Source organism: Aeromonas sp. EERV15, from assembly GCF_900079845.1.
Classification (GTDB): Bacteria; Pseudomonadota; Gammaproteobacteria; order Enterobacterales; family Aeromonadaceae; genus Aeromonas; species Aeromonas sobria.
This window is the reverse complement of the sequence record NZ_FKKY02000021.1, coordinates 69,211-89,816: the sequence shown is the minus strand read 5'-3', so window position 1 is coordinate 89,816 and position 20,606 is coordinate 69,211. Positions and strand designations below refer to the sequence as shown.

The following is a 20,606-nucleotide window of genomic DNA, read 5'->3' as shown; positions in this document are numbered from 1 at the left end:
GAATAAAGAGGCGATGCCTGCAGGCGTCCCCTCGCTGGCCAGCCGGTCAGCCCTGAAAGGATGAGATGATGCAGATGCAAAATGTGGATGTGGTGATTGTCGGTGGCGGCATGGTGGGGTTGGGGCTCGCGGCGGCCCTTAAACATAGCGCCCTCAAGGTGCTGGTGGTGGAGGGGCAACTGCCCGACCCGCAGCTGGGGGAGGTGGCCGATAACCGGGTCAGTGCCCTGAGTCTGGCCAGCCAGCAGATCCTGCGCCATGTTGGCGCCTGGGATGGCATTGCAGCGCGCCGCCTGCAGGCCTACGACAAGATGGCGGTGTGGGAGCAGGACAGTTTCGGCCATATCGACTTCGATGCCGCCAGCCTGCGTCAGGCCAATCTCGGCCATATTGTCGAGAATCGGGTGATCCAGCTGGCGCTGCTCGAAGCCATTCTCGCTGACGGGACACGGGGTGCCAGCAATATCCAGTTGCTGACCCCCGCCAGAGCCAAGAGCTTGCAGAGCGGCCCAGCGGGCGCCTTGCTGCTGCTGGACGATGGTCAGGCCATCTCGGCCAGACTGGTGGTGGCTGCTGATGGCGCCCACTCCTGGGTGCGCCGTCAGGCCGATATCCCGCTCACCAGCTGGGATTACGGCCACCACGCCCTGGTGGCAACGGTGCGCTGTGCCGAGCCCCATGAGGCGGTAGCGCGCCAGATCTTCACCCCGGATGGCCCGCTCGCCTTTTTGCCGCTGTGGCAGGAGAACCTCTGCTCCATCGTCTGGTCGCTGCCCGCAGCTCGTGCCGAGGCGCTCTGTGCCTGTGATGACGAGCAGTTCAACCGCCAGCTTACCGCCGCCTTCGATGCCCGGCTTGGTCTGTGCAAGGTGGAAGGGCCGCGCAGCGCCATTCCGCTCACCGCCCGTTATGCCCGCGACTTTGCTCGCGAGCGGCTGGTGCTGGTGGGAGATGCCGCCCACACCATCCACCCGCTGGCGGGGCAGGGGGTCAACCTTGGCCTGCTGGATGCTGCCGCGCTGGCGGAGCAGATTTTGCAAAATCATGCCGCGGGCGAGGATATCGGCCTGCTCGCCAACCTGCGCAGCTACGAGCGCTGGCGCAAGAGCGAAGCGGCTCGCATGCTGGCGGCGATGGAGGGGCTCAAGCGGCTGTTCAGCGGTGCCAACCCGCTCAAGAAGCTGGTGCGGGGCGTGGGATTGCGCGCGGCCAATCTGCTGACGCCCTTCAAGGCGGGGGTGATCCGCGCCGCCATGGGGCTGGAGGGAGATCTCCCCGCATTGGCCCGTCCTGACTGGGCTGTTGCGGCGACCAAGGGCAGTGCCATGCAGGCCAAGGGTGAAAAAAACTAATATTACCCGCCGTTTTTGGCAACAAAAGTAATCCGACAAGGCTGATGATCCGTTTTGGGTGTCAGCCTTTAATTTTGCTCTGGAGCGAAACGTTTTTCTGTAAATTGTGACGAAACGGTAAAAATCAAAATTTAATCTCGCTCGAGTCGGCTTATAGCTGTTTTTATCACTGCATTTATCTTAGTGTCTGGAGTCAGTTTTAAGGGAGGGGATTAGTTTTTTTTGAGCGGCACGCTCGCCTGCTTGTCATATAATCCGCTCCGTTCAAGGAATCCCTCTTGCCTGGCAAGGGCAGGAGCGAGCACACACTCTGGGATCCGGTCGCTTTTTGCTGCGCGCAGTGCAGTCAGATCGGTGGCGCGGGTCGCAAGGGTGGTCGCTACAGCGAAAAGGCTTTTTGCTAAGGAAAGAATGCGATGATCCAGACTACTGTACTGCATCCCAAACACCTGGAAGCCGGCGCCAAGATGGTGGACTTCCACGGTTGGGAAATGCCCATCAACTACGGGTCCCAGCTGGAAGAGCACCACGCGGTGCGCAGCGATGCCGGTATGTTCGATGTCTCCCACATGACCATCGTCGATTTGACCGGCGAACGGGTCAAAGCCTTTCTGCAACACCTGCTGGCCAACGACGTGGCCAAACTCACCGTCTCCGGCAAGGCCCTCTACAGCGGCATGCTCAATCCGGACGGCGGCGTGATCGATGACCTCATCACCTATTACCTGACTGATACCTTTTACCGGCTGGTGGTCAACTCCGCCACCCGCGAGAAGGATCTGGCCTGGATCCGCCATCACGCCATCGATTTCGACGTCAGCGTGACCGAGCGTCCAGAGCTTGCGATGATCGCGGTGCAGGGCCCCAACGCCAAGGTCAAGGCGGCTGCGGTGCTGAGCGCCGCCCAGCGCACTGCTGTGGTGGGGATGAAACCCTTCTTCGGCGTGCAGGCTGGCGATCTCTTTATCGCCACCACCGGCTACACCGGCGAAGATGGCTACGAGATCGTGGTGCCGCAAGAGAAAGCCTGTGAGCTGTGGCAGGCGCTGCTGGATAACGGCGTCGCCCCGTGCGGCCTCGGTGCCCGCGATACCCTGCGCCTCGAAGCGGGGATGAACCTCTACGGTCAGGACATGGACGAGTCAATTTCTCCGCTTGCCGCCAACATGGCCTGGACCATCGCCTGGGAGCCGAGCGATCGCAACTTCATCGGCCGCGACGTGCTGGAAGCACAGAAAGCGGCGGGCAATCAGCCCAAGCTGGTGGGTCTGGTGATGGAAGAGAAAGGGGTGCTGCGTGCCGGTATGCCGGTCACCTTCACCGCGGCAAACGGTGAGAAGCGTGAAGGTGTGATCACCTCTGGCTCTTTCTCCCCCACCCTGGGCTACAGTATTGCCCTGGCGCGGGTGCCCCGTGATATCGGTGAACTGGCCGAGGTGGAGATCCGCAAGAAGCTGGTCACCGTGAAGGTCAGCAAGCCTGCTTTCGTCCGTAACGGCCAGAAGCTGGTTTAACACAATGTCGGGGGAGGGCAGTGCCTTCCCCGCGCTTTTCATATTCGTTTTTAAACGCGACTCAAAGATCAAAGGAAGCACAAATGAGCCATATCCCGAGCGAACTGAAATATGCCACTTCCCACGAGTGGATCCGTGTTGAAGCCAACGGCGAGGCCGTGGTCGGTATCACCGAGCACGCCCAGGAGCTGCTGGGTGACATGGTGTTTGTCGAGCTGCCGGAAGTGGGCAAGCAGGTCAGTGCCGGTGACGATTGCGCCGTGGCCGAGTCAGTCAAGGCCGCCTCTGACATCTACAGCCCGGTGAGCGGCGAGATCATTGCCGTCAACGAAGAGCTGGAAGGGAGCCCCGAGCTGGTCAACTCAGATCCTTATGATGCCGGTTGGTTGTTCCGCATCAAGCTCGATGACGAAAGCGAGCTGGCCAACTTGCTGGATGCAGAAGGCTACCAGAACGTGGTAGACGAATAGTAATGCCCCGGGCCCTGCACCAACGTGCGGGGCCCTTTTGTATGACCGCCAGCCGGGCAAGCGCCGGTCGGTGGAAGGGTGAAGTCGCCCGCGCCAGCCGTTTGCCAGCCTAGGAGGTTAGAGGGCAAACGGGCCGGTCCGCAACAAGGCGATCCCCTGTTGATGCTGCCGCAGCATCCGGTGCCGCATCCGGTCTGCGGGACCCAGAACATGAGTGGAGTCGGTATCAGCCGACGATCAGGAACATCAGGTCTTGGTTATCAGGATTTCATGCCAGGACTTATTTACCAGGAAATAGGGAAATGACCCAGTCACTGTTTGAACTCGAGCAAAAAACCGATTTTGTCCGCCGCCATATCGGCCCAGGCGAGGAAGAGCTGCGCCAACTGCTAGCGACCGTTGGGGCTGAAAGCCTGGACGATCTGATTGCCCAGACCGTGCCTGCCGCTATTCGCCTGCCGGGCCCGCTTGGGATCGGTGCCGGCATGACCGAAGTGGAGGCACTGGCCAAGCTCAGGGGCTATGCCGCCCAGAACAAGATTGCCAAGAGCTATATCGGCATGGGTTATCACGATACCCATGTGCCCCACGTCATTTTGCGCAACGTGCTGGAAAACCCGGGCTGGTATACCGCCTACACCCCGTACCAGCCCGAGCTGGCGCAGGGCCGTCTCGAAGCTCTGCTCAACTTCCAGCAGCTGACCCTGGATCTCACCGGCATGGATCTGGCCAGTGCCTCCCTGCTGGATGAAGCGACCGCCGCCGCCGAAGCCATGGCGCTGGCCAAGCGGATGGCCAAGTCCAAGTCCAACCTCTTCTTCGTGGCCGATGACGTGCACCCGCAGGTGATCGACGTGGTCAAGGAGCGCGCGGTTCACTTTGGTTTCGACGTGGCGGTTGGCGCCGCGAGCGATGCGGTGAGCGAAGAGGTGTTTGGTGCCCTGTTCCAGTATCCCACCACCACAGGTGAGGTGAAAGATCTGCGCGCCCTCATCGCCGCGGTACAGGCCCAGAAAGGGCTGGCCTGCGTCAGCGCCGATCTGCTCTCCCTGCTGCTGCTCAAATCCCCGGGCGAGCTGGGTGCCGACGTGGTGTTAGGCTCCGCCCAGCGCTTTGGCGTGCCTATGGGTTATGGTGGCCCCCACGCCGCCTTCTTCGCCACTCGCGATGCCTACAAGCGCTCCATGCCGGGTCGCATCATCGGTGTCTCCAAGGATGCCCGTGGCAAGAGTGCCCTGCGCATGGCGATGCAGACCCGCGAGCAGCATATCCGCCGCGAGAAGGCCAACTCCAACATCTGTACCGCACAGGTGCTGCTGGCCAACATGGCGAGCTTCTACGCCGTCTACCACGGCCCGGTGGGGCTGAAAACCATCGCCTCCCGCGTCCATCGCCTCACCACCATTCTGGCGCTCGGCCTCAAGGCCAAGGGCGCGGCCCTCAAGCACGCCAGCTGGTTCGATACCCTCACTGTGCTGACGGGCGACAAGGCCGCGTTGATCGCCAAGGCCGAAGGGCAGGGCATCAACCTGCGTGCGGATCTCGACGGTGCGGTGGGGGTGTCGCTCTCAGAAACCACCACCCGCGGCGATGTGGCCGAGCTGTTCGACCTGTTCCTCGGTCAAGGTCACGGCCTCGATATCGAGGCCCTCGACAAGGCGGCTCAGGCCCATCACGCCATCCCGCAGGATCTGCTGCGCACCGATGCCGTGCTGACCCACGAGGTGTTCAACAAGTACCACTCCGAAACCGAGATGCTGCGTTATATCCACCGTCTCGAAGCCAAAGATCTGGCCCTCAACTACGCCATGATTTCACTCGGCTCCTGCACCATGAAGCTCAACGCCACCGCCGAGATGATCCCGGTGACCTGGCCCGAGTTCGGCAAGCTGCACCCGTTTGCCCCGCTGGCGCAGGCCAAGGGCTACCAGCTGCTGCTGGCCGACCTCGAAAATTGGTTGGTGAAGGTGACCGGTTACGATGCGGTCTGCATGCAGCCCAACTCCGGTGCGCAGGGCGAGTACGCGGGTCTGCTTGCCATCAAGAAGTACCACGAGTCTCGCGGCGAAGGGCATCGCGATATCTGCCTCATTCCGGCCTCTGCTCACGGCACCAACCCGGCCTCTGCCCAGATGGCGGGGCTCAAGGTGATCGTCACCGCCTGTGACAAGTCCGGCAACGTGGATCTCGACGACCTGCGGGCCAAGGCGGCCGAGGCGGGGGAGCAGCTCTCCTGTCTGATGGTGACTTACCCCTCCACCCACGGGGTGTATGAGGAGACCATCAAGGAGGTGTGCGACATCGTTCACCAGCACGGTGGTCAGGTCTACCTCGACGGCGCCAACATGAACGCGCAAGTTGGGTTGACTGCGCCGGGTTTTATCGGGGCGGACGTCTCTCACCTCAACCTGCACAAGACCTTCGCCATTCCTCATGGCGGTGGCGGCCCGGGCATGGGCCCCATCGGCGTGAAGAAGCATCTGGCGCCGTTCGTGGCCGGCCACGCCGTGGTCAAGACCGACAAGGAGAGCCGCAACAACGGCGCCGTGTCGGCCGCACCGTTCGGCTCGGCCAGCATCCTGCCCATCAGCTGGATGTATATCGCCATGCTGGGTGACGAGGGGCTGAAGAAATCCACTCAGGTGGCGATCCTCAATGCCAACTATCTGGCCAAGAAGCTGGGTGAATCCTTCCCGGTACTCTATTCCGGCCGCAACGGTCGGGTGGCTCATGAGTGCATCCTGGATATCCGTCCGCTCAAAGAGGCCTGTGGCATCAGCGAGATGGACGTGGCCAAGCGGTTGATGGACTACGGCTTCCACGCGCCGACCATGAGCTTCCCGGTGGCGGGCACCCTGATGGTCGAACCGACCGAATCGGAGTCCAAGCGCGAACTGGATCGCTTCGTCGAGGCGATGACATCCATCCGCGCCGAGATTGCCAAGGTGCAGGAGGGGCAGTGGAGCCTGACCGACAACCCGTTGGTACACGCCCCGCACACCCAGGATGACGTGATGGATGAGCAGTGGTCCCGTGGCTACAGCCGCGCCGAGGCGGTGTTCCCGTCCGACGCCGTGCGCGCCGCCAAACTGTGGCCCTCGGTGAACCGTATCGACGACGTCTACGGCGATCGCAACCTGTTCTGTGCCTGTATCCCGACTGAGGATTACGCCAAGTAAGGACATGTTGCTGGTAAGCAAAATAAACAACAGGGCCACCCAAGCGGGTGGTCCTTTTTTATCAATGTGTCGCTAGTGTTGATAGCCACAAAACAAAAAACGCCGATCATTCGATCGGCGTTTTGCTTATTGGGGGCAAGGCGTGGTTTAGAACAACAGTTGCGTCAGGTAGCCCATCAGGATCGCCATGCCGAGGATCACAGTAAGGAAGGCCGCAATCATAGGGGTTCTGAACATCGCTTTGAGCAGGATCACCTCGGTCAGGCTGGCACCGGCACTGCCGATGATCAGCGCCATGACTGCACCCATGCCCATCCCTTTGCCCAGCAGTACCGACGCGAGCGGGATCACCGCCTCGGCCCGAATATAGAGCGGGATCCCGACGATGGCGCTGAAGGGGATGGCCAACGAGTTGTCGGCGCCAGCATGGGCGGCGATCCACTCGGCCGGAATAAAACCGTAGATAAACGAGCCGACGAGCACCCCCAGCAGCAGGAAGGGCAATACCGCTTTGAACTGCTGCCAGGCATCGATGCGAGCCTTGACCCAGGCAGTGGGGAGCTGTGGCGCACGGGTCAGGGTTGCCGTGCCATCGCCGCAGCAGGAGAGGGGGGACTGCTCTGCTATCTCTGGTTGCGGTGCTGGGCAGCACGCTGCCCCGTTGAGCGGTTTGATTGCGCGAATGGCGCCGCGTTGGTTGTTACTGCAATTTGCTTGAGTTGTGGCGCAGGTCGCCGGGCCACAACCACTGGTGCAGCAGAACTGTGTTGCCTCTTTGGGGTCGATGACATGGCGCTCGAACCCGAACTTGTCGAGCAGCATGCTCGCCATGACAGAGACGGTTGCCGCGATCACGGCGTGGAGCAGGGCCACTTTCCAGCCAAAAGTGGCCCACATCAAGCCGACGATGATGGGGTTCAAGAGCGGAGAGATAAACAGGAAGGTGAGGGTGGTGCCAAATCCAGCCTTGGCCGAGAGCAGTCCTCTTAGCATGGGGATGGTGGAGCAGCTGCAAAAGCAGTTGGCGATCCCCGCCTCCACCCTCAGTCACCATATTGCGGCGCTGGTCTCGGTGGGGCTGGTCAAGCAGAACCGGGAGAGCCGCACCCTCCTTTGCGTTTCTCAATATGAGGTGCTGGAAGAGATCATCGTGTTTTTCCGTGACGAGTGCTGCGTGAACAGTCCAGGCAGCTGAACAGATCTGTGATTTGGTTGAGGTGGCTTGATCATTTCAATGGTTCTTGTATAGTTGTAGCTATGAAATGAGATGAAGAGGTTCCCATGAATAAAGATACAGCCACTAAAGTGTTCGAGTCTCTTGCATCCGGGATCCGTCTCGATGTCTGGCGGCTGCTGGTCAAGGCCGGGTTGGAAGGCAGGGTTGCTGGCCAGCTTGCCAGTGAACTGGATATCGCCCCGAACACACTGTCATTTCATTTGAAAGCCATGCTGCATGCCGACCTGTTGTCGGTGGAGCAAGAAGGTCGTTTTTTACGTTACCGGGCCAACATTCCCCTGATGCTGGATCTTATCGGCTACCTCACGGAAGAGTGTTGCGCTGGGCATCCCGAAGCGTGCGGGATGATGCGCGCCGAGTCGAGCTGTTCGCCCCATGTGTTGCCCGAGCAATCTTGCTGCAATAAGGAGTAATGCCATGTCTGTTATCCAGATTTTTGATCCGGCACTGTGCTGTGCCAGCGGGGTATGCGGTACCGAGGTAGAGCAGCGGTTGGTGAACTTTGCGGCCGATGTGGCGTGGGCCAAGGGGCAGGGGGTGGCCATCGAGCGCTTCAATCTGGCTCAGCAGCCGATGGTGTTTGCCGAGACCCCAGCGGTCAGCGCCTTCTTGATGCACGCAGGGGAGGCGGGGTTGCCGCTGGTGCTGGTGGATGGTCAGGTGGTGCTCACCGGCCGTTATCCCGGCCGCAGTGAATTGGCCCGTTATGCCGGTTTGCCCGCGCCGCAAGCAGTCATCAAAGGGATCGCCAAGAGCGGCGGCTGTTGCGGCAACAGTGGTTGCTGCTAACCCCTGAGTGTTGCTGACCACATCCCTGCCGCCTGCGCGGTGAATTGCCTTGTTTTGCCTGATTGGAGTCGCTTATGTCTTCGTCTTTGAGTAACGCGTTGCTGAGCTATTCGTTTGTGACAGATGCCCCGCCGTTTCTCTTTTTCACCGGCAAGGGGGGCGTGGGTAAAACTTCGCTAGCCTGCGCCAGTGCGGTCGCCTTGTGTGACAGTGGCAAACGGGTGCTGCTGGTCAGCACGGATCCGGCTTCAAACGTCGGTCAGGTATTTGACACAGCCATCGGCAACACGATCACCGCCATCGCGGCCGTCAGCGGCTTGTCAGCACTGGAGATAGACCCGCAAGCGGCGGCGCAAGCGTATCGGGAGCGGATCGTCGGCCCGGTGCGTGGCAAGTTGCCCGAGAGCGTGGTGCGCAGCATTGAAGAGCAGCTCTCCGGCGCCTGCACCACAGAGATTGCCGCCTTTGACGAGTTCACCGCCCTGCTGACTGATCGCCAGCTGGTGGATCAGTATGACCATATCGTATTTGACACGGCCCCCACCGGTCACACCATCCGTCTGCTGCAACTGCCGGGGGCATGGAGCGAGTTTCTGGAGCAAGGCAAGGGGGATGCCTCTTGTCTGGGGCCATTGGCCGGGCTGGAAAAACAGCGCAGCCAATACGCCGAGGCGGTCGCAGCCTTGTCCGATGGGTTGAAAACCCGGCTTATTCTGGTGGCCCGGGCGCAAGCCTCTACCTTGCGGGAAGTGGCGCGCACCCATGATGAACTGGCGGCCATAGGTCTTGCCAATCAGCAGCTGGTGATCAATGGCATCTTCCCGCAACGGGAGCTGGCGGATGACCCCTTGGCCTGCGCCGTGTGGCAACGTGAGCAGCAGGCGCTGGCACAGATGCCCGCGCTGCTGGCAAGCTTGCCACAAGACAGAATACCGCTGCTGGCGACCAATCTGGTGGGCGTAGAGAGCCTGCGTCAGTTACTGGGCGCAGTGTCTGCCGATGGTGCTGATGGTGCTGATGGTGCTGACGATAATGCCGATGCGGTCGAACGCACCACCGCCGAGCCGCACCCCGGGTTGCAGCAACTGGTCGATGAACTGGCCAGCGATGGCCACGGGCTCATCATGTTGATGGGCAAGGGGGGCGTGGGGAAAACCACTCTGGCGGCGGCCGTGGCGGTGGAGCTCGCCAGTCGCGGGCTGCCGGTGCATCTTACTACCTCAGATCCCGCCGCCCATCTGGGGGAGACGCTGGCCGGGGCCTTGCCCAGTCTGGAGGTGAGCCGCATCGATCCCCACGCCGAGACCGAGCGTTACCGTGCTCAGGTGCTGGCCACCAAGGGGGCGAGTCTCGATGCCCAGGGCCGCGCCCTGTTGGAAGAAGACCTGCGTTCCCCCTGCACCGAAGAGATAGCCGTATTTCAGGCCTTTTCGCGGATCATTCGTGAGGCCGGCAAGCGCTTCGTGGTGATGGACACGGCGCCGACCGGCCATACCCTGCTGCTGCTCGATGCCACCGGCGCCTATCACAGGGAGATTGCCCGCCAGATGGGCAACAAGGGCCTGCACTTCACTACCCCCATGATGCAGTTGCAAGACCCGAAGCAGACCAAGGTGATGATTGTCACCCTGCCAGAGCCGACTCCGGTGCAGGAGGCGGCCAACCTGCAAGCCGATCTGCGCCGTGCCGGTATCGAGCCCTGGGCCTGGGTGGTGAATCACCTGCTTTCCCCGGCCAGCGTCACCTCGCCACTGCTGGCCCAGCGAGCGTATCGCCAGCAGCCCCATATTACTGCGGTCAAAGAGCGTCATGCCAAGCGTTATGCGGTGGTGCCCTTGCAGGCCGTCGAGCCGGTGGGAGTGGCTGTATTGCAAGGGTTATGTCACCCGATCCATCAGGAGGCGTGAGATAGCGCTCCACGATATTCCCTTGAAGGCACCATCAACCGCGGCCTGTGTTCGCGTTGAGCCTTTCATATCACTCAATGCTTTTGGAGTCTTTTGATGAGTACCAACGATTGCTGCGATCTGCCCGTCAGCAAAAAAATGAGTTTTCTCGACCGTAATCTCACCCTCTGGATCTTTGTCGCCATGGCCATCGGGGTGGGGATTGGCTATCTGTTCCCTCAGGTAGCCCAGTGGAACGAGGCGATGTCGGTCGGCACCACCAATATCCCGCTGGCCATTGGCCTGATCCTGATGATGTATCCGCCGCTGGCCAAGGTGAACTACGCCACCATGGGCACCATGACCCGCGACCGGCAGGCTATAACCCTCTCCTTGGTGATGAACTGGCTGGTCGGCCCCATCCTGATGTTTGTGATTGCTCTGGTGTTTTTGCATGACCACCCGGACTACATGGTGGGCCTGATCCTGATCGGTCTGGCGCGTTGCATCGCCATGGTGCTGGTGTGGAACGACCTAGGCGGTGGCAACAAGGAGTACGGTGCCGGTCTGGTCGCGCTCAATAGCGGATTTCAGATCCTCACCTACAGCTTTATGGCCTGGTTGTTTATTACCGTCCTGCCGCCGCTGTTTGGTTTGCAGGGGTTTGCAGTGGATATCACCATGCTGGATATCGCCCAAAGCGTGCTGATCTATCTGGGCATCCCTTTCCTCGCTGGCTTTTTGAGCCGTCACTATCTGGTCAAGGCCAAGGGGGAGCAGTGGTACACCGAGCGCTTTATTCCGGCGATTTCCCCCATCACCCTGATCGCCCTGCTGGCCACTATCGTGCTGATGTTCAGCCTCAAGGGGGAGATGATCGTCGAATTGCCGATGGATGTGGTGCGGGTCGCCATTCCGCTGGTGGTCTACTTTGTGCTGATGTTTTTCACCAGCTTTCTGGTCGGCAAGAAGCTCGGGATCCCCTATGACAAGAATGCGTCAATCGCGTTTACTGCCACCGGTAATAACTTCGAGCTGGCCATTGCGGTCTCTATCGCGGTATTTGGTCTGAACTCGGATCAAGCATTCGCCGGGGTGATAGGCCCGCTGGTGGAGGTGCCCGTGCTGATCGCTCTGGTCAATGTGGCCCTTAGAATGAAACGCAACTATCTCAACGCAGAGGCTTAATCATGAATAACACTCCAATCACCATTTATCACAATCCGGCCTGTGGCACCTCGCGCAATACCCTGGAGCTCATCCGTAACGCCGGCGTTGAGCCGACCGTTATCCACTATCTGGAAACCCCGCCAAGCCGCGCGACGCTGGTCGCGCTGATTGCGGCCATGGACATGCCGGTGCGCGACCTGCTGCGCAAGAACGTGCCGCCTTTTGAGGAACTTGGACTGGCTGAGGAGAGCTTCAGCGACGATGAACTTGTCGATGCCATGCTGGCGCACCCTATTTTGATCAACCGTCCCATAGTGGTGACGCCCCTTGGCACCAAGCTGTGTCGTCCATCCGAAGTGGTGCTGGATATTCTGCCGAGCCCTCAGCAAGGTGCCTTCAGCAAAGAAGATGGGGAGCCGGTAGTGGATGCACAAGGAAAACGGATCAAGTGATCTGCACTACCGTGTGGTTTATGAGTGATGGCAAGAGCAGCTGAAGTAGCCAGATAAAAAAAACGCCGATCATCCGATCGGCGTTTTTGCATTGATGTCGGCAGCTGCGGGCATTAACCCAGATTGGCTGCGACCTTGCTTTGGGCCTGTCCTTTGCGCTTGATGACAAAGCCAATACCCAGTACCACCAGCCAGGCGGGGATCAGCTCGACCGAGATCCGGAAATCGGGGGTCATGTACATGATCACCAGGATACCGGCCATGAAGGCGAGGCAGAGGTAGTTGCCGAAGGGGTACCAGAACGCCTTGAACTTGGGCTGGACGCCCTCTGCGACCTTGGCCTTGCGGAACTTGAGGTGCGCCAGGCTGATCATCGCCCAGTTGATCACCAGTGCGGAGACCACCAGCGCCATCAGCAGACCGAACGCCTTGCCCGGCATCAGGTAGTTGATCAGCACACAGAGCAGGGTGGCGATGGCCGAGACCGAGAGGGCGACCAGCGGTACGCCGCTCTTGTTGGTCTTGAGCAGGGCTTTCGGGCCGTTGCCCTGCTTGGCCAGACCGAACAGCATCCGGCTGTTGCAGTAGACGCAGCTGTTGTAGACCGACAGTGCAGCCGTCAGTACCACGATATTGAGCACGGTGGCGACCAGGTTGCTGTCCAGTGCGTGGAAGATCATCACGAACGGGCTGCCACCTTCTACCACTTTACCCCAAGGGTAGAGGGACATCAGGATAGCCAGAGCGCCGATGTAGAAGATCAGGATGCGGTAGATCACCTGATTGGTGGCCTTGGGAATGCTCTTCTCGGGGTTGTCCGCTTCCGCGGCGGTAATGCCCACCAGCTCCAGACCGCCAAAGGAGAACATGATCACCGCCATCGCCATCACCAGACCGCTGATGCCGTTGGGGAAGAAGCCCCCTTGCGCCCACAGGTTGGTGACGCTCGCCTCGGGGCCGCCGGTGCCAGAGATGAGCAGATAGCCACCGAAGCCAATCATGCCGATGATGGCGACCACCTTGATGATGGCAAACCAGAACTCCATCTCGCCAAACGCTTTGACGTTGGAGAGGTTGATGGCGTTGATCAGCACGAAGAAGACCGCTGCCGACATCCAGGTCGGGATCTCGGGCCACCAGTACTGGACATAGATGCCCACCGCGGTCAGCTCGGCCATGCTCACCAGCACGTAGAGCACCCAGTAGTTCCAGCCGGACGCAAAACCGGCAAACTCGCCCCAGTATTTGTAGGCAAAGTGGCTGAATGAACCGGCTACCGGCTCTTCCACCACCATTTCACCGAGCTGGCGCATGATCAGGAAGGCGATAAAGCCGCCGATGGCGTAGCCCAGCAGGACCGAGGGGCCTGCCATCTTGATGGTTTGGGCAATGCCCAAAAAGAGGCCGGTGCCGATGGCGCCGCCCAAAGCAATCAACTGAATGTGGCGGTTTTTAAGGCCGCGCTTCAGCTCCTCACCGTCTTGTTTCAAATCCATGGATCTGTCCTTACGTCTCTGTTGTCTCTTGCCGGTATTGGGCTCATCCTGAGCAGGCCGCAGTGCGTAGCCAAAACCTGACGAAAGCTGTATTTATTTCGTTACGCCATGCCATTTTCAATTTTTGGTGTTGGCTGGCAACCGAAGCAGAATAGTGATAATTCGCCATGAGTGCACCTATTTTCCATCTCTAATGGCCGTATTTTGTACCAAAGGCAGCGTTTTCATGATCTTGACAGGCTTATTGGTAGTTTTTGGTTGATGTTTGTGCAACCGAATTCCATTTTGTTGACATTTGTCGCCATTAGTTGGCTTTTTTGGTGCTGAGTTATAAATGGATGCAAATGATGCCAGGCAAGCGAGAGTGCAGGAAAGAGTGCAGGGAAGAGTGCGAGGAGTTGGAGCACAGGGAGAGTGAAAGCGTGCTGCAACAAGGGGTGGCCCGGGGGCTGCTGGTGGCGCTCTGGCTGGCAATTGCCGCCAGTCCTCTGCTGTTGCTGGTGGTCGCGACCATGCTGCTGGGCTGGCTGTTGCTCGGTGATCAGGGATTGCTGCACTACTGGCAGCCGCTGCTGCTGGTTGGCGGGGTGACGGGGGCGCTTGTTGGCGGCTGGTTGGCAGAGCGGGTTCGCCTGCGCCACGGCTTGCTGGCCTTCTATGCCCGGTTGATGAACAACCCCGAGCTCAATCGCTAGTCAAGTCTGACTGTTTGCAGAACACAGTAGAGCGGAACAAAACGGCGGCTGATGACAAGCGCGCAATGCCAAGGTTGGCAAGCAGAGGGATAAGCATTTGTGGTGCTTATCCCTTTTTCATCCATGCTGTTCACTGTTATTCATCAAAATGACAGTTCACAGCGCCTGACTTTTACAACGGATGTGTGATTTTTATCTTTTGTTGATGCCGGCAGCTGTCAAGCTGGCTTAACAGAGCTGGCGGCGCAGACCGGTCGCCTCGAGGACCTTGGCGCTGATCTCTTCCACTGAGTGGGAGCTGGTATCGAGGAAGCGGATCGCCTCCTGGCGAAACAGCCGCTCCACGCAGGCAAGCTCCTGCTCGCATTGTTCGATGGAGGAGTAGCGGCTGTTGGCGCGGCGCTGGTTGCGGATCTCGTGCAGCCGCTGCGGCGCTATGGTGAGGCCAAACAGCTTGTGACGGTTGGCCTTGAGGGGGGCGGGCAGCTCCAGCATCCCCATATCCTGCTCGATAAAGGGGTAGTTGGCGGCGCGAATGCCGAACTGTAGCGCCAGATAGAGGCTGGTGGGGGTCTTGCCGCAGCGGGAGACCCCGATCAGGATGATGTCCGCCTCGTCGTACTCCCTGGTGGTGATGCCATCGTCGTTGGCCAGCGCAAAGTTGACCGCCTCGATGCGATCGTCATAGAGCTTGCGATTCTCCATGCCGTGGGTGCGGTGGAGGCGGGGCTCGGCTTTCACTCCCAGCTCCTGTTCCAGCGGGCTGACGAAGGTATTGAGAAAGTCGTGGCCGCACGCTTCCGATTTGAGCACCTCTTCCCGTACCAGCGGGTCGACGATGGTGTGAAACAGGATGGGGCGCACCCCGGTCTGGCGGAACTGTTCATCGATCCGCATCCGCACCTGACGGGCTTTTTCCTGGGTCTCCACAAAGGGGATAGTGATCTGCTCGAAGGCCAGCGGAAACTGGCTCAGTACCGCGTGGCCGAACACTTCTGCAGTGATAGCGGTGCCGTCTGAAACATAAAATACGGTGTGCACGTGGGGCTCCTGTGATACCGGCGTATAGGGCCGTATGGGGTAAAGGGTGAGAAGTATCTCTCGAAACCATACCAGTTTTGTCAACCGGTCTGCTGTGCCCAAGTTGTGACGTGGCTTGCAAACCTGAATCGCTATCTTTGTGTGTCGCCATTGTAGAATGTTCCGGTCGTTCGACCATCCCCAACTCTTGTTCGGGGATTTTTTTGAAAACCAATAGAAAACGTTTTCATGGTCGTTGGCAACAAAAGAAACAGACAATAATGCACCTGACTTACCCATAACCTCATCGATTAAATCGGGCGTACGAGGTGCTATGGCATCGGTGCCCACCAATCTGGAGACATCCAAGTGCAACAGTACGTGCTCTGGTACGAACAACTCGGAATGCAGGACGTAGAACGAGTTGGCGGCAAGAACGCATCCCTTGGCGAGATGATCAGCAACCTCTCTGGCGCCGGCGTATCCGTGCCGGGGGGCTTTGCCACCACCGCCTTTGCGTTTAACGAGTTTCTGGAGTCAAGCGGCCTCAACGGCAAGATCCACCATCTGCTCGACAATCTGGACGTGGACGATATCGCCGCCCTCAACCGGGCCGGTCAGCAGATCCGCGACTGGGTGATCGAAGCCCCGTTCCAGCCCGAGCTGGAGCTGGCGATCCGGGTTGCCTATGAGAAGTTGAGTGCAGGCTTGGGTGATGGCATGAGTGCCTCGTTTGCGGTGCGCTCCTCCGCCACCGCCGAGGATATGCCGGACGCCTCCTTTGCCGGTCAGCAGGAGACCTTCCTCAACGTACGTGGCATCGATGCCGTCATGACGGCGGTCAAGCATGTGTTTGCTTCCCTGTTCAACGATCGCGCCATCTCCTATCGGGTGCATCAGGGCTATGACCACAAGGGCGTTGCCCTCTCGGCCGGGGTGCAGCGGATGGTGCGCTCGGATCTCGCCGCCTCCGGCGTCATGTTTACCCTCGATACCGAGTCCGGTTTCAACGATGTGGTCTTTATCACCGGCGCCCATGGTCTTGGCGAGATGGTGGTGCAGGGGGCGGTCAACCCGGATGAATTCTATGTGCACAAGCCGACTCTCAAGGGGGGCCGCCCGGCGGTGGTACGCAAGACCCTCGGCTCCAAGCTTATCAAGATGACCTACTCTGACGATGCTGGTCACGGCCGTCAGGTGAAGATTGTCGACACCAACGAGGCTGAGCGCAGCCGCTTCTGCATCACCGATGAGGAGGTGATGGCGCTGGCGAAACAGGCCCTCATCATTGAGCAGCACTATGGCCGCCCGATGGATATCGAGTGGGCCAAGGATGGTCAGGATGGCCAGCTCTATATCGTGCAGGCCCGCCCGGAAACCGTGCGCAGCCGCCAGGAGGCCAACACCCTCGAGCGTTTTGCCCTCAAGCAAGCGGGCAAGGTGTTGATCGAGGGGCGGGCCATCGGCCACAAGATTGGCGCGGGTCCGGCGCGGGTCATCTCTTCCATCAGCCAGATGGACGAAGTGCAACCCGGCGACGTGCTGGTCACCGACATGACCGACCCGGACTGGGAGCCCATCATGAAGCGGGCCTCCGCCATCGTCACCAACCGGGGTGGCCGCACCTGTCACGCCGCCATCATCGCCCGCGAACTGGGCATTCCGGCGGTAGTGGGTTGCGGTGATGCCACCAAGCGCATTGAACCGGGTCAACTCATTACCGTCTCCTGCGCGGAAGGGGATACCGGTTTCATCTACGACGGCGAACTCGACTTCGACGTGGCGGTGACCGAGGTGGGTAACATGCCACGGTTGCCCATCAAGATCATGATGAACGTCGGCAATCCGGACAGGGCGTTCGACTTCGCACAGCTGCCGAACGCCGGTGTCGGTCTGGCCCGTCTCGAGTTCATCATCAACCGGATGATCGGGGTACACCCCAAGGCGCTGCTGGAGTTCGACAGCCAGAGCCCCGAGCTCAAGGCCACCATCGGCAAGATGATCGCCGGCTACGATAGCCCGCGCGAGTTCTACGTCGCCAAGCTGACCGAGGGCATTGCCACCCTGGCTGCCGCCTTCTGGCCGGAGCGGGTGATCGTGAGGATGTCGGACTTCAAGTCCAACGAGTACGCCAACCTGGTGGGCGGCCGTGGCTACGAGCCCCACGAGGAGAACCCGATGATCGGTTTTCGCGGTGCGTCGCGCTACATCGCCGACAGCTTCCGCCCCTGTTTTGCCCTCGAGTGCGAGGCGATCAAGCGGGTGCGCGATGTGATGGGGCTGACCAACGTCGAGGTGATGATCCCCTTCGTGCGCACCGTGGGCGAGGCGGAGCAGGTGATCGACATCCTGGCCGAGAACGGTCTGCGCCGTGGTGAGCGGGGGCTCAAGGTGATCATGATGTGCGAGATCCCGAGCAACGCCCTGTTGGCAGACAAGTTCCTCGAGCACGTGGACGGTTTCTCCATCGGTTCCAACGACATGACCCAGCTTACTCTTGGGCTGGATCGGGATTCCGGGCTCATCGCCCATCTGTTCGACGAGCGCAACGAGGCGGTCAAGGCGCTGCTGGCGATGGCGATCCAGGCTGCGCGCAAGGCGGGCAAGTACGTGGGGATCTGCGGCCAAGGCCCATCCGATCACCCGGACTTCGCCGCCTGGCTGGTGGAGCAGGGGATCGACTCGGTGTCGCTCAACCCCGATACCGTGGTCGATACCTGGCTCTATCTGGCGGAGCAGCATGGCGCCAAGTAAGTCACTGTCAAAATGAGCAGCAGAAAGGGGGCCATGATGGCCCCCTTTGTTATCTGTGTGTCGCGACCTATTTCGGCTGCTGTTCGGCCCCCGACAGCTCGATCTGCACATTCACCCCTTCGCTCTTGAGCTTGGTGGCGATGGCATTGAGATCGGTGCCCGACTTGGCCTCCAGCAGGGCAATGCCGCCGCTGCTCTGCTTGAAGTTCAAGCCGTGGCGAGTCGCCAGCGCCTTGGCTGTGGCATCGTCAGCTTCCACCAGCAGGGTTCCGCTGACGGTGAGCTCGGGGCTGGCCGCCCCCTGCATCAATACGTCGCCGCGGCGCAGGCTTTGCTGCGGCACTTTGTCATCCAGACTGCGGGCGACCCGCTTCTTGCTGCCGTTGTCGGGAATGAGGTAAGTCTGGCCGTTCACCTCTATGGTGCTGTACTGCTTGCCATCCATGGTGACGGACTCCTCGGCGCAGAGCTGTCCCGAGAGGGGGGCCAGCAGGGTTGCCAGAAGCAAGGTAACAGGTTTGTTCATGGTAATACTCCTAGCGTGTTAGCTGCGATTGGCATCGTGACCCAGGACCCGCAGGGACCATGAGATCAGCTTGCCCGGTTGACGGTTGTTGCGCTCGGTCAGGGTGGTACGCTCACGGGTCTCGCGATTGAGCAGAGAGACCTGACGGGTACCGTTGGCAACGTCGGTCACTTCCAGTCGCCATGTGCCTTGCGCCGATTCGCCGTAGAACTTGTTGGATAGCATCCGCATGTCGCGCAATCCCTTGGTTCGCACAAAGCCCAGTTGCTGCTGGTCGAGAGATTGGCCGACCAGGCTGTTGAAGGGGCTCAGCAGGATGCTGCGGGTGCCGGCGGGGGAGACCAGTTCGATCAGCAGATCGGGCAGACGCTGGTGATCCAGGCTCACCATCACCTGAACCGCTTCTACCGTCAACGGTGTGGCAATGCGTGTTGTCGAGCTGGTCGGGCTGTTGCCCACATCCGGGATGGCAGCGGCACTGCCGCTGACATTGATCTTCTGCCACGGCAGTTGCACCAGCGGGGGCTGGGGCTGGTGATTGGCTGCCAGCTCAAGGGCCTTGTTGACGTCGATCAGACCAAAACCGTAAGTCGGGCTGAACCACATGCCGGCGGCATTGCGCTCCCACCCTTCCAGCCCTTTCACATCGCGTACCTTGCCGCTGTTGCTGGTGTAGCTGACCATCACAGGTTTATGTGTGGCATCGACCCGGGTCGCGCTGCGCGCCAGCAGATCCCGCAGGTCCCGAACCGGCAAGTCCGGGTAGGCGGACATCAGCAGCGCCATGGCGCCGGAGGTGCTGGGGGTGGCGGAGGAGGTGCCGTTCATCACGCCGTTGTAGTCGCAGCTGGCATCCAGTTGTTGGTTGCCGTGCAGCCGGTTGGTGCTGGGATCATTGGTGCGGTTGTAGCCCATGTCGCAGCCGGGCAGATCCGTGGTCACCATCGCCGGCGAGTCGGTACCATATTCGCCACCGGTGGCGCTCAGGAAGACGTTGCTGCCGACGCTGGAGTAGGAAGATCTGCTCCCGTTGGCGTTGAGGGCGCTCACCACCAGGTTCCAGAAGTTGCTGTTGGAGGGATCGAGGTTGCTATTTTCAAACGGCAATTTGGGGCCATTGCCGGTGCGGTTAAGCACATAGCCGCCCGCCGCTATCTTGTTGAAGCCGTTGCCGGCGGCCTTGATATAGGCCGCGCCCTGCGCCTTGAGGGTCTGCTGTTCAAACAGGCGATCGAGCTGGGATTGATCCAGAGAGTTGGCAGCGCGGGGATCCACCACACTCATGCCGTAGCTCTGGTTGAAGACCCGGTTGTCGCGGCTGGCATCGCTGTCGCCAAGGGCGTAGAGCCAATCTTTCTGTAACTGCTGGCTGTTGTCATCCAGCAGGTTGAACCCCTGTAGCTGGGCTCGCGGGGCAATCCCCTTGGTACCGATGGCGTTGTCTACAGCCGCAATGATGCCGGAGACCGAAGTGCCGTGGGCCGTATCCGGATCGGTCGGGGTCGGATCATCGCTGCCGGTCACCACGTTTTTCGAACCCGGACGCACGTTGTCCGCCAGATCCGGGTGGGCGATGGCCAGACCATCATCCACGACGGCCACATTGATACCCTGACCCAGCACGCCGGTGCGATGAGCCCACCAGAGGTTGAGATCATTGCCCGCTATGCCGCCACGGGCACTGAATCCATCCTGCCCGCTGTTGAGCAGATACCACTGCTGATCCTGCAGGGGATTGGTACCTGGCAGGCAGCGCTCGGTGCTGCTGCGTCCGATATCCACGCCGCTCTCCTTGCCGGTGAGCGGCGCACAACCTTCATTTGCCTGAACGAGCGCACTGGGCAGGGTCGACAGCAGTGCTGTGATCGCCAGTGCTAACGATGTTTGCTTCATTATTTTTTAAACTCCATCTTGGATCGCACCATCCTGGGTGCGATGGAAATCTATACACGGGCGATTGAGATTCAAAAAGAGCCTTTTTCAAAAACATCTACGAGCTTCAAAGAAATCTGATCCAGTTTGTGGTAGGTATTCCAATGGCGCTGTTTATGTGTTCTATTGAGAAT

At 60.1% G+C, this 20,606-nt stretch carries 17 protein-coding genes and 1 pseudogene; 12 read left to right on the top strand and 6 right to left on the bottom strand.

Annotated features, from left to right (window positions below; translation table 11 throughout):
* Positions 1-68: 68 nt before the first annotated feature.
* The gene (locus BN4575_RS17310) at positions 69-1,352 is read left to right on the top strand and encodes an FAD-dependent 2-octaprenylphenol hydroxylase (protein WP_068979136.1); all 1,284 of its coding nucleotides are present in this window, start codon (positions 69-71) and stop codon (positions 1,350-1,352) included.
* Between the two features lie 212 nt (positions 1,353-1,564).
* Here the strand turns inward: BN4575_RS17310 and BN4575_RS21885 are convergent, their stop codons facing one another.
* Positions 1,565-1,792, bottom strand: coding sequence for a hypothetical protein (locus BN4575_RS21885; RefSeq protein ID WP_141689854.1), 228 nt, complete (start codon positions 1,790-1,792; stop codon positions 1,565-1,567).
* On the opposite strand from BN4575_RS21885, the gene gcvT reads away from it, so the two are divergent.
* From gcvT to gcvP, 3 genes are all read left to right on the top strand, one after another.
* A complete protein-coding gene (gcvT, locus tag BN4575_RS17305; RefSeq protein ID WP_068979135.1) occupies positions 1,769-2,866 on the top strand; it encodes a glycine cleavage system aminomethyltransferase GcvT in 1,098 nt (365 codons plus the stop codon). The two genes, BN4575_RS21885 and gcvT, sit on opposite strands and share 24 nt — an antisense overlap.
* A gap of 83 nt (positions 2,867-2,949) precedes the next feature.
* Positions 2,950-3,336 (top strand): glycine cleavage system protein GcvH, encoded by a 387-nt coding sequence (gene gcvH / locus BN4575_RS17300; RefSeq protein ID WP_068979134.1) that lies wholly within the window; start codon positions 2,950-2,952, stop codon positions 3,334-3,336.
* Between the two features lie 302 nt (positions 3,337-3,638).
* Positions 3,639-6,515 carry an aminomethyl-transferring glycine dehydrogenase gene (gene gcvP, locus BN4575_RS17295; RefSeq protein WP_068979133.1) on the top strand — a complete coding sequence of 959 codons (2,877 nt, stop codon included), beginning with the start codon at positions 3,639-3,641 and terminating at the stop codon, positions 6,513-6,515.
* Positions 6,516-6,662: 147 nt separating this feature from the next.
* Here gcvP and BN4575_RS17290 read toward each other — a convergent pair.
* Positions 6,663-7,532: pseudogene (locus BN4575_RS17290) on the bottom strand (permease); the annotation flags it as partial.
* Between BN4575_RS17290 and BN4575_RS17285 the strand changes: the two are divergent.
* The 6 genes from BN4575_RS17285 to arsC all read left to right on the top strand — a co-directional run bounded on the left by BN4575_RS17285 (position 7,507) and on the right by arsC (position 12,049).
* Positions 7,507-7,710: an ArsR/SmtB family transcription factor gene (locus BN4575_RS17285; protein WP_368664546.1), complete on the top strand. Its 204-nt coding sequence runs from the start codon at positions 7,507-7,509 to the stop codon at positions 7,708-7,710. The pseudogene BN4575_RS17290 and the gene BN4575_RS17285 sit on opposite strands and share 26 nt — an antisense overlap.
* 86 nt (positions 7,711-7,796) lie before the next feature.
* Positions 7,797-8,165, top strand: a complete 369-nt coding sequence (locus BN4575_RS17280) for an ArsR/SmtB family transcription factor (protein WP_042022272.1) — start codon at positions 7,797-7,799, stop codon at positions 8,163-8,165.
* A gap of 4 nt (positions 8,166-8,169) precedes the next feature.
* Complete coding sequence (arsD, locus tag BN4575_RS17275) at positions 8,170-8,541, top strand: arsenite efflux transporter metallochaperone ArsD (protein ID WP_068979131.1); 372 nt, start codon at positions 8,170-8,172, stop codon at positions 8,539-8,541.
* A 74-nt stretch (positions 8,542-8,615) separates the two neighbouring features.
* A complete protein-coding gene (arsA, locus tag BN4575_RS17270; RefSeq protein ID WP_068979130.1) occupies positions 8,616-10,448 on the top strand; it encodes an arsenical pump-driving ATPase in 1,833 nt (610 codons plus the stop codon).
* 96 nt (positions 10,449-10,544) lie between these two features.
* Positions 10,545-11,615 carry an ACR3 family arsenite efflux transporter gene (arsB, locus tag BN4575_RS17265; RefSeq protein WP_068979129.1) on the top strand — a complete coding sequence of 357 codons (1,071 nt, stop codon included), beginning with the start codon at positions 10,545-10,547 and terminating at the stop codon, positions 11,613-11,615.
* A gap of 2 nt (positions 11,616-11,617) precedes the next feature.
* The gene (arsC, locus tag BN4575_RS17260; protein ID WP_068979128.1) at positions 11,618-12,049 is read left to right on the top strand and encodes a glutaredoxin-dependent arsenate reductase; all 432 of its coding nucleotides are present in this window, start codon (positions 11,618-11,620) and stop codon (positions 12,047-12,049) included.
* A 113-nt stretch (positions 12,050-12,162) separates the two neighbouring features.
* On the opposite strand, the gene BN4575_RS17255 is transcribed toward arsC, so the two are convergent.
* Positions 12,163-13,545, bottom strand: a complete 1,383-nt coding sequence (locus BN4575_RS17255; protein ID WP_042022277.1) for an amino acid permease — start codon at positions 13,543-13,545, stop codon at positions 12,163-12,165.
* 347 nt (positions 13,546-13,892) lie between these two features.
* Here BN4575_RS17255 and BN4575_RS17250 point away from each other — a divergent pair, with 347 nt between their 5' ends.
* Positions 13,893-14,240, top strand: coding sequence for a hypothetical protein (locus tag BN4575_RS17250; protein WP_083221072.1), 348 nt, complete (start codon positions 13,893-13,895; stop codon positions 14,238-14,240).
* Positions 14,241-14,468: 228 nt separating this feature from the next.
* On the opposite strand, the gene BN4575_RS17245 is transcribed toward BN4575_RS17250, so the two are convergent.
* Positions 14,469-15,281, bottom strand: a complete 813-nt coding sequence (locus BN4575_RS17245) for a posphoenolpyruvate synthetase regulatory kinase/phosphorylase PpsR (RefSeq protein ID WP_068979127.1) — start codon at positions 15,279-15,281, stop codon at positions 14,469-14,471.
* Positions 15,282-15,629: 348 nt separating this feature from the next.
* Between BN4575_RS17245 and ppsA the strand changes: the two genes are divergently transcribed.
* Entirely contained in the window at positions 15,630-18,014 is a 2,385-nt protein-coding gene (gene ppsA / locus BN4575_RS17240; RefSeq protein WP_068979126.1) for a phosphoenolpyruvate synthase, read from the top strand.
* A 67-nt stretch (positions 18,015-18,081) separates the two neighbouring features.
* On the opposite strand, the gene BN4575_RS17235 is transcribed toward ppsA, so the two are convergent.
* Positions 18,082-18,540: a serine protease chaperone gene (locus BN4575_RS17235; RefSeq protein WP_068979125.1), complete on the bottom strand. Its 459-nt coding sequence runs from the start codon at positions 18,538-18,540 to the stop codon at positions 18,082-18,084.
* 18 nt (positions 18,541-18,558) lie between these two features.
* Positions 18,559-20,433, bottom strand: coding sequence for a serine protease Asp (locus tag BN4575_RS17230; protein WP_068979124.1), 1,875 nt, complete (start codon positions 20,431-20,433; stop codon positions 18,559-18,561).
* Positions 20,434-20,606: the final 173 nt, after the last annotated feature.

Bases quoted from the DNA above. Each gene is read 5' to 3' on its own strand.
- arsA (WP_068979130.1), top strand. From the start codon at position 8,616: ATGTCTTCGTCTTTGAGTAACGCGTTGCTGAGCTATTCGTTTGTGACA.
- BN4575_RS17280 (WP_042022272.1), top strand. From the start codon at position 7,797: ATGAATAAAGATACAGCCACTAAAGTGTTCGAGTCTCTTGCATCCGGG.
- gcvT (WP_068979135.1), top strand. From the start codon at position 1,769: ATGATCCAGACTACTGTACTGCATCCCAAACACCTGGAAGCCGGCGCC.
- BN4575_RS21885 (WP_141689854.1), bottom strand. From the start codon at position 1,792: ATGCAGTACAGTAGTCTGGATCATCGCATTCTTTCCTTAGCAAAAAGC.
- BN4575_RS17235 (WP_068979125.1), bottom strand. From the start codon at position 18,540: ATGAACAAACCTGTTACCTTGCTTCTGGCAACCCTGCTGGCCCCCCTC.
- gcvH (WP_068979134.1), top strand. From the start codon at position 2,950: ATGAGCCATATCCCGAGCGAACTGAAATATGCCACTTCCCACGAGTGG.
- BN4575_RS17285 (WP_368664546.1), top strand. From the start codon at position 7,507: ATGGGGATGGTGGAGCAGCTGCAAAAGCAGTTGGCGATCCCCGCCTCC.
- arsC (WP_068979128.1), top strand. From the start codon at position 11,618: ATGAATAACACTCCAATCACCATTTATCACAATCCGGCCTGTGGCACC.
- BN4575_RS17255 (WP_042022277.1), bottom strand. From the start codon at position 13,545: ATGGATTTGAAACAAGACGGTGAGGAGCTGAAGCGCGGCCTTAAAAAC.
- BN4575_RS17250 (WP_083221072.1), top strand. From the start codon at position 13,893: ATGCCAGGCAAGCGAGAGTGCAGGAAAGAGTGCAGGGAAGAGTGCGAG.
- arsB (WP_068979129.1), top strand. From the start codon at position 10,545: ATGAGTACCAACGATTGCTGCGATCTGCCCGTCAGCAAAAAAATGAGT.
- arsD (WP_068979131.1), top strand. From the start codon at position 8,170: ATGTCTGTTATCCAGATTTTTGATCCGGCACTGTGCTGTGCCAGCGGG.
- gcvP (WP_068979133.1), top strand. From the start codon at position 3,639: ATGACCCAGTCACTGTTTGAACTCGAGCAAAAAACCGATTTTGTCCGC.
- BN4575_RS17310 (WP_068979136.1), top strand. From the start codon at position 69: ATGCAGATGCAAAATGTGGATGTGGTGATTGTCGGTGGCGGCATGGTG.
- BN4575_RS17230 (WP_068979124.1), bottom strand. From the start codon at position 20,433: ATGAAGCAAACATCGTTAGCACTGGCGATCACAGCACTGCTGTCGACC.